Below are 14,282 nucleotides of genomic sequence, written 5' to 3'. Positions count from 1 at the left end.
GCGGGGGCCGGACGGACAGAAGGCCGCCGACGCGGCGGGCACGTCCGGTCCGCGGCGGTCCGGGAAATCCCACAGGCAGAAGCACAGGCAGTTCTGCGGGCGTCGCCGTCGGCACTTCCGCCGGCACGCGGTGCCCTGCCGCAGCTCGTGCATACTTCTGCCCATTGCCGACCGGTGAGAGACCACAACTGTGCGTAGTGAGGGGCGAGGCATGGCAACCGGGGCATCCACCGGCGGAACTGCCGGTACGAGCGACGACTTCTGCCTGCTGCTGGCCGAATCCCGCCTACGGGCCGGCCTGACCCAGGACGAACTGGCCCGGGCCGCCGGCGTCAGCCTGCGCGCCCTGGGCGATCTGGAACGCGGCCGGACCCGCGGCCCCCAGCGGCGGACCGTCCAGGCCCTGGCCACGGCGCTCGGCCTCGACCCCGTCCGGGCGGCGGCGCTCGAACAGGCCGCCCGCAGTGGCCGGCCCCGTCGCGCCCCCGAACCCGCGCCCGCACCGGCTACGGCCGCAGCCGTCCCCACGGCCACCGTCGTGGCGGTTCCCACCGGCGGAACTGCCGACCGCAGTGCCGACGGAACCGCCCACTCCGCCCCCGGCGCCGCGGGCACCGCCCACTCCGCCCCCAGCACCGCCGACACCGACGCCGACTCCGCCGACACCGCGGGCACCGACCCCGACGACCCGGCCGCGCCGCCCGCCGAGACCGGCCCCTGCGCCCTCGCCCTGCCCCGCGACATCGCCGACTTCACCGCCCGCGACGAAGCCCTCGCCTTCCTCGGCGACCTCGTCCGCGACGAGACGCCCACCCACCCCCGCATCGTCCTGGTCAGTGGCCAACCCGGCCTCGGCAAGACCGCGTTCGCCCTGCACGCCGCCCACCACCTGGCGCCCCTGCTCCCCGACGGCCAGCTCTCCCTCGACCTCGGCGGCATGTCCCCCGCGCCGCTCGGCGCCCGCGACGCCCTCGCCCAGGTCCTGCGCGCCCTCGGCGTCGCCGACGGAGCCGTCCCGTCGGCCACCGAGGAACGCGCCGGCCTCTACCGCGCCCTCGTCCGCGAACGACGGCTCGTCCTCATCCTGGACAACGCCGCCGACGAGGCCCAGGTCCGACCGCTGCTCCCCGGCTCCGGACCCGCCCTCACCATCATCACCAGCCGCAACGCCCTGCCCGGCCTCGAATCGGTGCACCGCCTCTCCCTGGAGAGCCTCACCCCGGCCGAGGCCGCCGTCCTGCTCGGGCGGATCGCCGGCCCCGAACGGGTCGCCGCCGAACCCGAGGCCACCGCCGAACTCGCCCGCCTCTGCGGCTACCTCCCGCTGGCCCTGCGGATCGCCGGCCAGCGCCTGGTCGCCCGCCCGCACCAGCCGGTCGCCCGCCTCGTCCGCCAACTCGCCGCCCAGGAACACCGCCTGGACGTCCTGGAGGCCGGCGACCTCGGCGTGCGGACCGCCTTCACGCTCTCCTACCGCCGACTGCCCGAGGCCACCCGGCTCGTCCTTCGCCGCTGCGCCCTCACCGCAGGCCAGGACTTCACGGCCGACACCGTCGCCGCCCATACCGGACTGACCGTCCCGCAGACCGACCGGCAGCTCGAACTCCTCACCGACGCCGGGCTGCTGCACGCCGCCACCGCCGACCGCTACCGGATGCACGACCTCGTCCGGCTCTACGCGGGCGAACGCCTCGCCGAGGAGGAGGACACCGCCGCGCTCGACGCCGACCGCGACCGGGCGGGCGACCGCCTGCTTCGCCGAGCCATCGCCTGCGCACTGCGCTTCGACCCCGAGCACGACGGCGACGCCCCCTCCGCCGACCCCGACCCGGCCGGCGCCCCCGAGACCGACGCGGACGCCGCCCGCTGGGTGCAGGAGGAGCACCCGGAGTGGCTGGCGGCGCTCCGCCGCGCCCTCGCCACCGGCCGCCACCGCCAGGTCATCGACACCGCCGAGGCCATGCACTGGTTCTCCGACCGCCTGATGCGCTGGGACATCTGGGGCGAGGTCTACGGCCTCTCGGTGGAGGCCGCCCGGGCCTGCGGCGACGTCCGGGCCGAGGCCGTCCACCTCAACTACCTCGCCTGGGCCTGCGTCAGCTGCCTGCACCAGTACCGGCGTGGCGTCGAACTCGCCCAGCAGGCACGTGAGTTGGCCCGCCGCCTCGGCGACCGCGAGCAGGAGGCGTGGGCCCTCGCCTACAGCGCCTCCGGCCTGCGCCGGCTGGCCCGCCACGCGGAGGCCGGCGAGGCCTACCGGCAGTCCGCCGACGCGTTCGCCGGCCTGGCCACCCGGCCCGCCCGGCTGGGCCGACTGGTCACCCTCCGCGGCGCCGCCAACTGCCTGCGCGACACCGGGCGGGGCGACGAAGCCGCCGACACCCGGCGGTTGGCGCTCGCCGGCTCGCTCGACCTGGTGGCGGAGTGGGGTTCGCCGAGTGCCCACCTGATGGCCGCGCTCACCGCCCACGAACTCGGCCTGGACCGGGCTGCGCTGGGACGCTGGCCCGCCGCCGAAAAGGCGTACCGGCAGGCCCTGGTCCACTTCGAGGCGGCCGGACGCCCCGAGGCCACCGCCGAGACGCTCACCGAACTCGGCACCGCCCTGGTCGAACAGGGCCGCGCCGACGAGGCCCGCGCCGTCCTCTCCGACGCCCTGACCGACCTCACCGCCGACCACGACCGGGCCACCGGGCACCGGTAGTCGCCGTCACCCACCGGGCGGAGGTCCGCGCCGCTACTGTTCCTGTGCACAACGGCGTGCGTCGGTCGGCGGGCGGGGGCGGAACGTGGAACACCGGGCGCAGCAGGGGCAGTCGGTCGGGGGCCGCTACCGGCTCGTACGGACCCTCGGGACGGGCGGCATGGGCCGGGTCTGGGAGGCGCACGACGAGCAGCTCGACACCCGCGTGGCGGTCAAGGAACTGGCCCTGTCCACCGTGATGACGCCGCAGGAGCGCGCGGAACGCCTGGAACGCGCCATCCGCGAGGCCCGGAACGCGGCGCGGCTGCGCGACCACCCCGGCATCGTCACCGTGCACGACGTCGTCCTGGAGGACGGCGTGCCGTGGATCGTGATGCAGCTGGTTCCCGGCACCACCGTGCAGCAGCGGCTGCGCGCTGAGGGCCGGCTGCCGGTGGACGCCACCGCCCGGGTGGCCCGGGCGGTGCTGGAGGCCCTGGCCGCGGCGCACGGCGAGGGCATCGTGCACCGCGACATCAAGCCCGCCAACGTGATGACGACCACCGACGGGCGGGTCCTGCTCGCCGACTTCGGCATCGCGGTCAGCCGGACCGACGTCCGGCTGACCGGCACCGGTGAGGTCGTCGGCTCCGCCCCGTACCTCGCCCCCGAGCGCGCCCTCGGCCAATCGGACGGTGCGGCCGGCGACCTGTTCTCGCTCGGGGTCACGCTCTACGAGGCCGTCGAGGGCGTCTCCCCGTTCGGCCGGTCGACGGTGGCCGGATCCCTGTACGCCGTCGCGCACGAGGCCGCGCCGCCGATGCGCCACGCGGCCCGGCTCGGGCCGCTGATCACCGGTCTCCTGGCGAAGGACCCCGCCGTCCGCCTCACCGTGCCCCAGGCCCTGGCCCTGCTGGACGAGGCCGAACGGGCCGCGGCGGCGGGGGAGTCCGGCACAAGGGAGTCCGGCACGAGGGAGTCCGGCGCGGTGGCAGCGGGTGCAGCGGGTGCAGCGGGTGCGGCGGGTGCGGGTGCGGGTGCGGGGGAGGTGGGTGGTGCGGGACGAGCAGCGGCGCAGCGCGGAGAGCGCTGGTGCCGCGGCCCCCGAACTCACCGCCGAGGAACAGTCCCTCGCCGGCCTCTGCACGGTGTGACGCCCCTCGCAGCCGAGGTGGTCCTCGACGGCGTCGCCCGGCGGGGCCGTGCGGCGCATCCGTGCTGGTCGGCGGTCCGGCGTTAGCACGTTGCCGTCAACGGGAGGTGACTGACTGTCACCACTTTGCATGATCCAGCCATGTTGAAGCCGTTCGTCCGGTGGCGGGCGGAGGGATGACCGAATACCGGACACCCCCCGGGGAGTCCTGATGTCGCCTTTACGGAGCCGCGACGCCCCTGGTCCCACCGGCGCCGTAGGTGGTCAGGGCACCGTGAAGGCCGCTCGATGACCCGGCGGGTCGGCCGGGAGGCGCTGGGTTCCGGCCATCCTCAGGGACGACCGGAATCGATCCTGACGGTTGCCCTGTGGCGAATATGTGACGGACAGTCGTACAGATGAACGACACGCCTCACCCGACGCCACACCGCCTGCTGGCCCACCGCGACTTCCGGCGCCTGCTCGGAGGAGCCGCCGCGGCACAGGTGGGCACCCAGGTCACCCTGGTGGCCCTGCCGCTGATCGCGGTGGTGGAGTTGGACGCCACACCGCTCCAGGTCGGACTGCTGACCGCCGCCGAAACCGCCGCCTTCCTGCTGGTGGGCCTGCCCGCCGGCGCCTGGGTGGACCGGATGCGCAAGCTTCCGCTGCTCATCCGCGCCGACGTGGTGCGCTGCCTGGCGATCGGCTCGATCCCGCCGGCGGCCGCCCTCGACGTGCTGACGATGGGGCAGCTCTACCTGGTGGCCCTGATCACCGGGGTCGCCACCGTGTTCTTCGACGTGGCCCACCAGTCCTTCCTGCCGCACCTGCTGCCGCGCGAACACCTCGTGGCCGGCAACGGCGCGCTGGAGACCGTGCGCTCCTCCGCGCAGATCGCCGGACCGGGCCTCGGCGGCGGACTCGTCCAACTTCTGGGCGCGCCCCTCGCGGTCGTCGCCGACGCCGTCGGTTACCTGGTCTCGGCGGTCATGCTGGTCGGCATCCGCGCCAAGGAGGCGCCGCCCGAGCCCGTGCCCGGACGGTCGCTGCGCGCGGAGGTCGCGGAGGGCGTCCGCTTCGTCGTGCGGCACCCGCTGCTGCGCATGATCGCCGCCGCCACCGCGACGTCGAACCTGTTCGGCGCCGTCCTGATGGCCGTGCAGACCGTCTTCTGGGTGCGCGTCCTGGACCTGTCGCCCGGGGCCATCGGCGTCCTGCTGTCGGTCTCGGCCGTCGGCGGACTCGGTGGCGCGCTGTGCGCGGGGTGGCTGGCCCGGCGGATCGGCCAGGCCCGGCTGATCTGGCTGTCACCGCTGGTCACGGCACCGTTCGCGGTGCTGTGGCCACTGTCGAACGGCTCGTTCGGCGTGGTGCTGTTCGCGGTCGGGTCCGGGGTGTCGCTGTTCGGGGCGGTGGTCTACAACGTCGCCCAGGTGAGCTTCCGGCAGACCGTCTGCCCGCCCGACCTGCTCGGCCGGATGAACGCGACCATGCGCTTCCTGGTCTGGGGCACCCTCCCGCTGGGTGCGCTGGCCGGCGGCGTGGTCGCCGACACGGCCGGGCCGCGCACCGCACTGTGGCTCTGCGCGGTCGGGTTCCTGCTGGTGCCCGTTCCACTGCTGCTCTCGCCGCTGCGCGGTCTGCGCGACCTGCCGGCGGGCGCCGGCGACGGGGCCGCGGCGGACGGCGGGGCTGGTGCCGGAGCCGGTACCGGTGCCGGGGTTGCGGCCGATGCCGAAGTCGGTGCTGAAGTCGGTGCCGGTGTCGGACGAGGTGCCGGTACTGGTGCCGGTGTCGAGGAGGGCCCCGGAACCGGGGCCGAGGACGGGGGAGTGCGGACGGGGGTGGACGCGCGCGAGAAGGCGGCGACCGAGCCCGCCTCCTGAACCCTCGCGCCCGACTTCGCGACCGCTCGCACCCGGCCCCTGCCGACCACCCCCAGCCCGCATCCCGCCTCCGCCCCCCACAGCCGTCCGCCCCACCGGACCCGCCGCCCACCGGGGCGCCGGGGTGCCCCGGCACGGCCGGGGCCGGTCCGCTCCATCCACAACTGCCCCGATACATCCCGATCCGAAAGCGGAGAGAACCGTGCAGTCCAGCATCACCGCCGCGTACCTCGCGCGCTTCCGGACCGTCGCCGCGTCCGCCGGCTCGGCGGAGCTGCTGCCGCTCACCGGTGCCCAGCGCCGCTTCCTGCTGACCCGCCGGATGGACCCGCAGGGCCGCCCCGACGTCGTACCCCTGTTCTTCGCCTTCCCCCGCGGCACCGTGGACCTCGACCGGCTCCGCCTCGCCGCGCTCCGGACCGCGGCCCGCCACCCCGCGCTGCGGGGACGCTTCGAAACCGTCCGTGGCACACCCGTCCTGCGGCTCGACGGACCGTCGGCGCCCGAGGACCGGGGAACGGTTGGGGGGACGGGCGGCCGGGTCGAGGTGTCCCGGGTCGAGGTCGCGCCGGGAGCCACGGCCGAGGAAGCCCTGCGGTCGGCCCTGCTCGACTGGCGGGCCGACGGACCCGTGCTGCGCCTGCTCCTGGCCGCCGGCCCGGACGCGGACGAGGAACTGCTCGCCGTCGCCCTGGACCACGCCGCCTGCGACGAGCAGTCGCTCGGCATCGTCACGGCCGACCTCGGCACGGCGTACGGGGAGCTCGGCACACCGTCCGGATCTGACCGCACGTCGTACGGCGAGGACCGCACACCGTCCGCCGTACGCACGCCGTACGGCCGCACACCGTGCGACGAGGACCGCACACCGTCCGCCGTACGCACGTCGTACGGCGCACGGACGTCGTACGGCGAACGCACGGCGGACTCCGCACGCACACCGTGCGGTGACGCCGACGAGCAGCGCGGTGACGACGGGCTGGCCGCCTATCGGGAGGCCGTGGATCTGCAGCTCGCCGCCGAGGCCCGCGCGGCCGGTCCCGCCGCGCACGCCCACTGGGCCGCCCGCCTGGGCGTCCTGGCCGGCGGCAGCCCGCCCGCCCCGACCGCCGCGCCCGGGAACGCGCAGGCGGAGCAGCCGCAGCCCACCGGGATGGTCACGTACCGCCTCCCCGCCGCGAGCGGAGCGGCCCGCGGCGCCGTGTTCCCCGCGCTGCTGGACGCCGTCTCGATCGCCGCGCACCGGCTGCTCGGCACCGAGCGGACGCTCGCGCTGGGCTACCCGTGGGGCGGACGCCCGCCCGGTGCGCCGCCGGTGCTCGGCTGCTTCCTCAACACGCTCGTCCACCCGGCCCCGCCGGTCCCCGGCAACGGGGTCCGCGACCTCGACGCCCTCGGCGAGTCGTGGTGGGACGACCTGGACCACGCCGACACCCCCTTCGACGAGGTGGTGCACGCCGCCCGGGCGGGCGGGGCCCGCTGGTCCGGTGCGCTGGACGGACTGCTGACCTTCGAGGACCTGCAGCGGCGTCCGCCGCTCACCCTCGACGGCGTGGCCGGCCGGGAGACGCACCTCACCGGCCGTCCGCTCGCCGCGCCGCTCGCCGTCTCCGCCTCGCACGGCGACGACCTGCTGGTCCGGCTCGCCTGGGACCGCGACCGCTGCACGGACGCCGCCGCCGAGGCCGCGTTCGAGGACCTCCTCGCCGCCCTCCGCCACCACCTGGGCGGCCCGGCCTGAGCCCACCGCCGCCCCGCACCCGCCTGCCCGCCCCCGCCGGACCCGCACCCCGATCCCCGCGCGCACCCCGATCCCCGCGTGCCACCCGTACCACCACAGCACGACCCCGCACCACAGCACGACCCCGCACCACCGCAGTACCCCGCACCACCCGGGCCGTCCGGGCCACCCGAGCCCCACCCGGCCACCACCGGACCGAGCGCACACCCGCACTCCACCGGGCCCGAACACCTCCGGGTCCGACCCGTCCGACCGAACACGCACCCGCCCGCCACCGCAAGGGAAACGCCCATGTTCGCTCTCTCCTCCTCGCAGGAGATCGTCTGGCTGCACGAGCAGATGCTGCCGGGCAGTCGCGCCTACAACTTCACCGCCGCCCTCGACCTGTGGGGCACGCTCGACACCGATGCGCTGCGCGCCGGCCTGGACGCCGTGGTGGCCCACCACCCGGGCCTGCGCCTGGAGCTGGTCCCCCGTCCGGAGGGGCTGCCCGGTCAGCGGGTCGCCGGGGACGCCGGGGTGCGGCTGCGCACCAGCGACCTGTCCGGGGAGTCCGACCCGGAGGCGGCGTTCCGTACGCTGCTCGCCGCCGAGGCGGAGGAGCCGTTGGACACCGAGCAGGCTCCGCTGCTGCGCTGGCACCTGGTCAGGGTCGCCGACGACCACCACCGGCTGATCCACGTCGAGCACCACCTGATCCACGACGGCCACTCCTTCGCCGTCCTGCTCCGCGACCTGTTCACGGTCTACCGGGCGCGGGTGCTGGGCGAGGAGGTGGAGCTGTCCTCGGCCCCGTCGTACGAGGAGCACGCCCGTTCGCTCGCCGACGGTGCGGCCTCGGGCGACCGCGAGCGCAGCCTGGCGTTCTGGAAGAAGGAGCTGGACGACGCCCCGCTGAGCGTCGCCCTGCCCGGGCTGGCCCGGCCGGGCGCGGTGCGCCGGCACCGGGGCGGGCAAATGCGCCAGTCGATCGGCGCGGACCTGGCCGAGCGGCTGCGCGAGCGGAGCGTGCAGGACGGGCACACCCCGTTCAGCACCCTGCTGACGCTCTTCGCCGAGCTGCTGCGCCGGCACAGCGGCCACCGGGAGCTGGTGGTCGGCACGGCGGTCGGCAACCGGCCGGTGGGCTTCGAGGGCACGGTCGGCATGTTCGTGAACACGGTGCCGCTGCGGCTGCGGCTGGACCCGTCGGCGAGCGGTACCGACGCGGTGGACGAGGCGACCGACGTGCTGATCCGGGCGCTGCCCCACCAGGACGTCCCGGTGCAGGAGTTGACCCGGTCGCTGGGCCTGCACACCACGGGTGCGGACAACCCGCTGTTCAGCGTGATGTTCAGCGCGCACGACGCGCCGCTGCCCGACATCCAGGCGCCGGACCTGGAGGTGTCGCTCTATGAGGGCTTCAACACCGGCACCACCCGCTTCGACCTGGACCTCGTGCTGCTGCCGGACGACCGCCGGGTGGTCGGCGAGAAGCACGGCGCCGCGGGCATGACGCTGGTCTGGGACTACGACGCCGACCTGTTCGCCGAGGAGACCGCCGGGCTGCTGGCCGGACGCCTGCTGGACCTGCTGCGCGCCTACCTCGACCGGCCCGAGGCGGCCCTGGCCGACCTCGCCCCGGCCACCGCCAAGGCCGCCACCCCGGCCACCGCCGAGGCCACTACCGCCCCGGCCGCCACCCGGCCCGCCGCCGCTCCCGCCACGCTGGACCCGGCCGCCGCCCACGACCCCGGCTCCCTCGCCGTGATCGCCGGCGGCGAGCGGCTCACCTACGGCGACCTGGACCGCCGGGTCGGCGCCCTCGTCGACCGCCTCACCGCCGCGGGCGTGACGCCCGGCCAGGTGGTCGCCGCCGTGCTGCCCCGGGGCGTCGACAGCGTGGTGACCCTGCTGGCCTGCCTGCGGCTCGGTGCGGTGTACGCGCCGCTCTCCTCCGAGGACCCGGCAGCCCGGCTCGGCCTGCTGCTGGACCGCCTCGCTCCGGCCCTGGTGGTCGCCACCCGGCAGAGCGCCCTGGCGCTGCCCGCCGACCGGCCCGTACCGGCGCTGCTGGACGGCCCGGCGTTCCCGGCCGCGCTGCCGGGCGCGGTGCACGAGGGCGCCGCGTACGTGATCCACACCTCGGGGTCGACCGGGGTGCCGAAGCCGGTGCTGGTCGGCCGCGACGCGCTGGCCGGCTGCACCGCGGCGCTCGCCGAGCGGTACGGGCTGGGCGCGGCCGACCGGGTGCTGATGTTCGCCCGGCCGTCCTTCGACGTGGCGCTGGAGGAGGTGCTGCCCTCGCTGGCCGCCGGGGCCGCCCTGGTGCTGCCGCAGCGTGAGGTCCCGACCGGGCCGGAGCTGGTCGCGGTGCTGGCCGCCCGCGGCGTCACCGTCGCCAACCTGCCGACCAGCTACTTCCTCGCCGTGCGGGAGGAGCTGCGCGAGGCCCTGGCGGACGGCCGCTGGTCGCCGCGCCTGGTGGTGCTGGGCGGCGAGCGCCTGCCCGCCCGTGTGGTGCGCGGCTTCGCGGCGGGCGGCGGGGTCACCCTGGTCAACGCGTACGGGGTCACCGAGGCCACCATCACCTCCACCGTGCACGAGATCACCGACGCCGACACCACCCCCGCCGTTACCACCCCCGCGGACGCGCCCATCGCCACCGTGACCGCCGACGCGACCACCACGGCCCCGGCCGCCGACGACGGCGCCGAGATCCCGCTCGGCACCGAGCTGCCCGGCGTGCGGGTGCACGTCCTGGACGAGGGCCTGCGCCCGCTGCCCGCCGGCGCGGTCGGGGAGCTGGTCATCGGCGGCGAGCTGCTGGCCACCGGCTACCTCGGCCTGCCCGAGGTCACCGCCGCCCGCTTCGTCGAGGTGCCGGCGCTCGGCGGCGAGCGGGTCTACCGCACCGGCGACCGCGGCTACCGCGACCTGCTCGGCCGGCTCTGGTTCCTCGGCCGCCAGGACAACCAGGTCAAGCTGCGCGGCCACCGCATCGAGCTGGAGGAGATCGAGGCGGCGGCCTCCGCCGAACTCGGCGGACGCTCCTGCGCGGTGGTCCTCCAGCAGGACCCGGCCGCCGGGCCCCGCCTGGTCGGCTTCCTGGAGGGCGCCGAGCAGCCCGACCAGGCGGCGCTGCACGCCGCGCTCGCCGAGCGGCTGCCGCGCGGCGTGGTGCCGGCGGTCTGGACGGCGCTGCCGACCATGCCCGTCCTGCCGGGCGGCAAGCCCGACCGCACCGCGCTGGCCCGGCTCGCCGCCGACCTGCCCGCCCCGGGCGCGGCCGGCACCGCGGCCGCCACCGGGGACGCGGCCGGCGCCGCCGCCTTCGACGGCCCCGGCGAGGCGATGGTCGCCGAGGCGTGGCGTGAGGTCCTCGGCCACGACCGCTTCACGGCCGACTCGCACTTCTTCGAGGTCGGCGGCCACTCCCTGCTCGCCGCGCAGCTGGCCGCCTGGCTTGAGCCGCGCCTGGGCAGCCGCCCGGCCCTGCGCACCCTGTTCCGCAACCCCGTGCTGGCCGACCAGGCCCGTGCCCTGACCGGAGGCGCCAAGTGAGCTCCAGCCCGTCCGCCGTCCTGGAGGCCGGCCACCGCGAACTGGTCGAGGCGTTCGAGAGCTTCGTGCGCCGCGAACTCGTCCCGCTGGCCGCCGAACTGCCCGAGACCGCCGACCAGGTGCCCGCCGACCTGCGCGCGTACGTGCGCAAGCGCTCGGCCGCCCTCGGCTTCTACGCCGGCGACTACCCGGAGGAACTCGGCGGCTCCGGCATGCCGTTCACCGCGGTCGTGCTGCTGCACCACGCGGCCGGCCGCAGCGGCTGCACGCTGGCGCCGTACGCGCTGGCGGGCTCCGACGGCCCGAGCCCGCTGCTGCGCAGCGGCACCCCCGAGCAGGTCCAGCGGCTGCTGGTGCCGCTGGTGCGCGGCGAGTCCGCGCGCTGTCTGGCGCTCACCGAACCGCACGCCGGCTCGGACGCGTTCCGGCTCACCACCACGGCCGTGCGCTCCGGCGACGGCTGGGTGCTGAACGGCCGCAAGACCTTCGTCAGCAACGCCGACCGCGCCGACCTCGCGCTGGTCGTCACCGCCACCGACCTCGGGGACGGTGCCGGCCCCACCACCGGGGCCACCGCCTTCGCCGTCCCGATGGACACCCCGGGCCTGCGGATCGGCCAGCGCTACGAGGGGATGTCCGGCGAGCCGCTGTTCGAGCTGCTGCTCGACGGGGTCGCGCTGCCGGCGGACGCCGTGATCGGCGGCGAGGAGGGGGTCGGCGCGGCCACCGCCCTCGCCATCGACAGCCTGTCGCGGGGCCGCCTGGTGGTCGCCGCGATGTGCAACGGCATCGCCGAGTACGCGCTGCGCCTGGGCGTCGAGTACGCCCGTGAGCGGGAGGCGTTCGGGCAGCGGATCGGGGCCTACCAGCACGTCCAGGAGCACCTGGTGGCGACCCGGGCCGAGGTGGAGGCGTCCAAGCTGCTGACCCTGGCCTGCGCGCGGCTGGTCGACGACGGCACCGAGGCGCCGGAGAACGCGGCCCTCGCCAAGCTGACCGCCTCCGAGACGGCCGTCCGCGCCGTGGACCGCTCGCTGCAGGTGCACGGGGCCACGGGCTGGGTGCGCGGCCACCCGCTGGAGTTCCTCTACCGGTACGTCCGGCAGATGACGATCATCGAAGGGACCTCCGAGGTCCAGAAGGTGATCGTCGCCAGGGCCATGGGCCTGGGCTGACCGACCGGTCGACCCGCCGCCCACCCCCGGGACACCGCCGACCCTTCGGAGACGGCCCGTCCCTCGGGACACCGCCCGTTCCTGGGGACACGCCGTCCTTCGGACACCGCCCGTCCTTCGGACACCGCCCGTCCCTCGGACATCGCCCGCCCAACGGACACCGCTCGGAGACCACCACCATGACCCTGACCGAGAGCCTGCCCAGCGTCGCGCACGGCCGCCCGCACCGGGACGGACCGGTGCACGCGCTCTTCGCCGACTGGGTGCGCCGCACCCCCGACGCGCCCGCCCTCACCGACGCCGGACACACCTGGAGCTATGCCGAACTCGACCGGCTCGCCGACGCCCTGGCCGACGCGCTGCGGCCGCGGGTGCGCCCCGGCGACCTGATCGCCGTCTGCCTCGACCACTCGGCGGCGCTGGCCGCCGTCACCCTGGCCGCCGCCCGGCTGGGCGCCGCCCATCTGCCGCTCGGCCCCCGCCCGGGCGAGCGCCGGCTGCAGGCCGTCGCCCGGAACCTCCGGGTGGCCTGCGTCGTCGGCGACCCGGCCCTGCTGCCGCCCGCCCACCGGGACGGCGAGCACCTGCCGCTCGCCGTCCCCACCGAGGGCGCCAACGCCGCCGCCGAGGTGGTCGCCGCCTTCGCGCCCGCCCCGGAGGACGCCGCGGGCGCCCCCGCGGGCACCCACTACGCCGTGCTGACCTCCGGCTCCACCGGCACCCCGAAGGCGGTGGCGGTCGGCGAGGCGTCGCTCGGCGCCCTGCTGGGCTGGTACCGGGAGCTGACCGGCCTCGGCCCCGGCGACCGCCACAGCCTGCTGATCGGCGTCGCCTTCGACCCGCACCTGATGGAGCTGTGGGGCACCCTCACCTCGGGCGCCACGCTCTGCGTCGCCCCCGACGCGGTCCGCTGGGACCGCACCGTGCTCACCGACTGGTGGCGCAGCGAGGGCATCACCGTCTCCGTCCTGCCCACCCCGCTCGCCGAGCCGCTGCTCGACCGGGCGTGGCCGGCCGGCCTGCCGCTGCGCCACCTGGTGATCGGCGGCGACCGGCTGCGCCGCGCCCCCGGGCCGGACGTCACCGCGACCGTGCACAACGCGTACGGTCCGGCCGAGGCGACGGTGGTGACCAGCGTGCACACCATGGCGCCCGGCGGCGGCCACGGCGAGGGGGCGCCGCCCATCGGCCTGCCGATCGCCGGTGCCGTGGTGGCGGTGACCGATCCGGACGGCCGCCCGGTGCCGCGCGGCGAGGCCGGTGAACTGCGGGTCGGCGGACGCGTCCTGGCCCTCGGCTACCTCGACCCCGAGCTGACCGCCCGCCGCTACGTGCCCGCGCCGGAGGGCCTGGGCGACGCGTCGGCGGCCGGTGCCGGGGCCGGTGCCGGGGCCGGTGCCGGGGCCCCTGCCGCGGGTCCGGGCCCCGACCGCGTCTACCGCACCGGCGACCGCGTGGTGATGCGCCCGGACGGCGTGCTGGAGTTCCACGGCCGACTGGACGACCAGGTGAAGGTGAGCGGCGTCCGGATCGAGCCCGCCGAGGTCGAGGCCGCCTTCGAGCACGACCCCCGGGTGCGCCGGGCGGTCGTCGCGGCCCGGCCCGGACCGGCCGGGGGAGCGCAGCTGGTCGCGTTCGTCCAGCCCGCCCCCGACGGCCCGGTGCCGGCCGCCGCCGACCTGCTGCCGCCGCTGCGCGACTGGCTGCCCGAGCAGGCGGTGCCCGCGCTGGTCCGGCTGGTCGACGCCTTCCCGCTGGACGCCAACGGCAAGGTCGACCGGGCGGCGCTGCTGGCCGCCGAACCGGTCGCCGCCGCGCCCGCCGAGGAGGGCGGCAGCGACGCCGAGCGGACCGTGCTGCGGCTCTGCCGCGGGCTGCTCGGCCGCCCCGACCTCGGGCTGAACGACAACTTCCTGGCCGCCGGCGGCAATTCGCTCGCCGCCGCCCGGCTGCTGACCGCCCTCGAAGAGGAGTGCGGCGTACGGCTGCGCGCCTCCCAGCTGCTGCGCCGCCCCGACCTGGCGGGCATCGCCCGCCTGGTCGAGGAACGGCTCCCGGACGCTGCAGCCGCCACCACCTGACCGCACGCCGCACAGGGCGCCCCCGGCCGCTACCGGGG

General features: G+C 76.5%; 7 protein-coding genes. All 7 read left to right on the top strand.

Annotated features, from left to right (window positions below):
* The first annotated feature begins 211 nt into the window (after positions 1 to 211).
* Positions 212 to 2,704 carry an ATP-binding protein gene (locus ACWGB8_RS06505; protein WP_452210866.1) on the top strand — a complete coding sequence of 831 codons (2,493 nt, stop codon included), beginning with the start codon at positions 212 to 214 and terminating at the stop codon, positions 2,702 to 2,704.
* Positions 2,705 to 2,789: 85 nt separating this feature from the next.
* The gene (locus tag ACWGB8_RS06500) at positions 2,790 to 3,923 is read left to right on the top strand and encodes a serine/threonine-protein kinase (protein WP_452210865.1); all 1,134 of its coding nucleotides are present in this window, start codon (positions 2,790 to 2,792) and stop codon (positions 3,921 to 3,923) included.
* A gap of 311 nt (positions 3,924 to 4,234) precedes the next feature.
* The gene (locus ACWGB8_RS06495; protein ID WP_452210863.1) at positions 4,235 to 5,704 is read left to right on the top strand and encodes an MFS transporter; all 1,470 of its coding nucleotides are present in this window, start codon (positions 4,235 to 4,237) and stop codon (positions 5,702 to 5,704) included.
* Between the two features lie 202 nt (positions 5,705 to 5,906).
* The gene (locus ACWGB8_RS06490) at positions 5,907 to 7,445 is read left to right on the top strand and encodes a non-ribosomal peptide synthetase (protein WP_452210862.1); all 1,539 of its coding nucleotides are present in this window, start codon (positions 5,907 to 5,909) and stop codon (positions 7,443 to 7,445) included.
* A 291-nt stretch (positions 7,446 to 7,736) separates the two neighbouring features.
* On the top strand, positions 7,737 to 10,988 hold the full coding sequence (locus tag ACWGB8_RS06485; protein ID WP_452210860.1) for a non-ribosomal peptide synthetase: 3,252 nt from the start codon (positions 7,737 to 7,739) through the stop codon (positions 10,986 to 10,988).
* On the top strand, positions 10,985 to 12,163 hold the full coding sequence (locus tag ACWGB8_RS06480) for an acyl-CoA dehydrogenase family protein (protein ID WP_452210858.1): 1,179 nt from the start codon (positions 10,985 to 10,987) through the stop codon (positions 12,161 to 12,163). The genes ACWGB8_RS06485 and ACWGB8_RS06480 overlap by 4 nt, the downstream gene beginning before the upstream one ends.
* 179 nt (positions 12,164 to 12,342) lie before the next feature.
* Positions 12,343 to 14,244, top strand: coding sequence for an AMP-binding protein (locus ACWGB8_RS06475; protein WP_452210857.1), 1,902 nt, complete (start codon positions 12,343 to 12,345; stop codon positions 14,242 to 14,244).
* Positions 14,245 to 14,282 lie beyond the last annotated feature (38 nt).

The organism is Kitasatospora sp. NPDC054939 (assembly GCF_053610105.1).
This window is presented reverse-complemented; position numbering and strand designations above follow the sequence as displayed.

Bases quoted from the DNA above. Each gene is read 5' to 3' on its own strand.
- ACWGB8_RS06485 (WP_452210860.1), top strand. From the start codon at position 7,737: ATGTTCGCTCTCTCCTCCTCGCAGGAGATCGTCTGGCTGCACGAGCAG.
- ACWGB8_RS06505 (WP_452210866.1), top strand. From the start codon at position 212: ATGGCAACCGGGGCATCCACCGGCGGAACTGCCGGTACGAGCGACGAC.
- ACWGB8_RS06475 (WP_452210857.1), top strand. From the start codon at position 12,343: ATGACCCTGACCGAGAGCCTGCCCAGCGTCGCGCACGGCCGCCCGCAC.
- ACWGB8_RS06495 (WP_452210863.1), top strand. From the start codon at position 4,235: ATGAACGACACGCCTCACCCGACGCCACACCGCCTGCTGGCCCACCGC.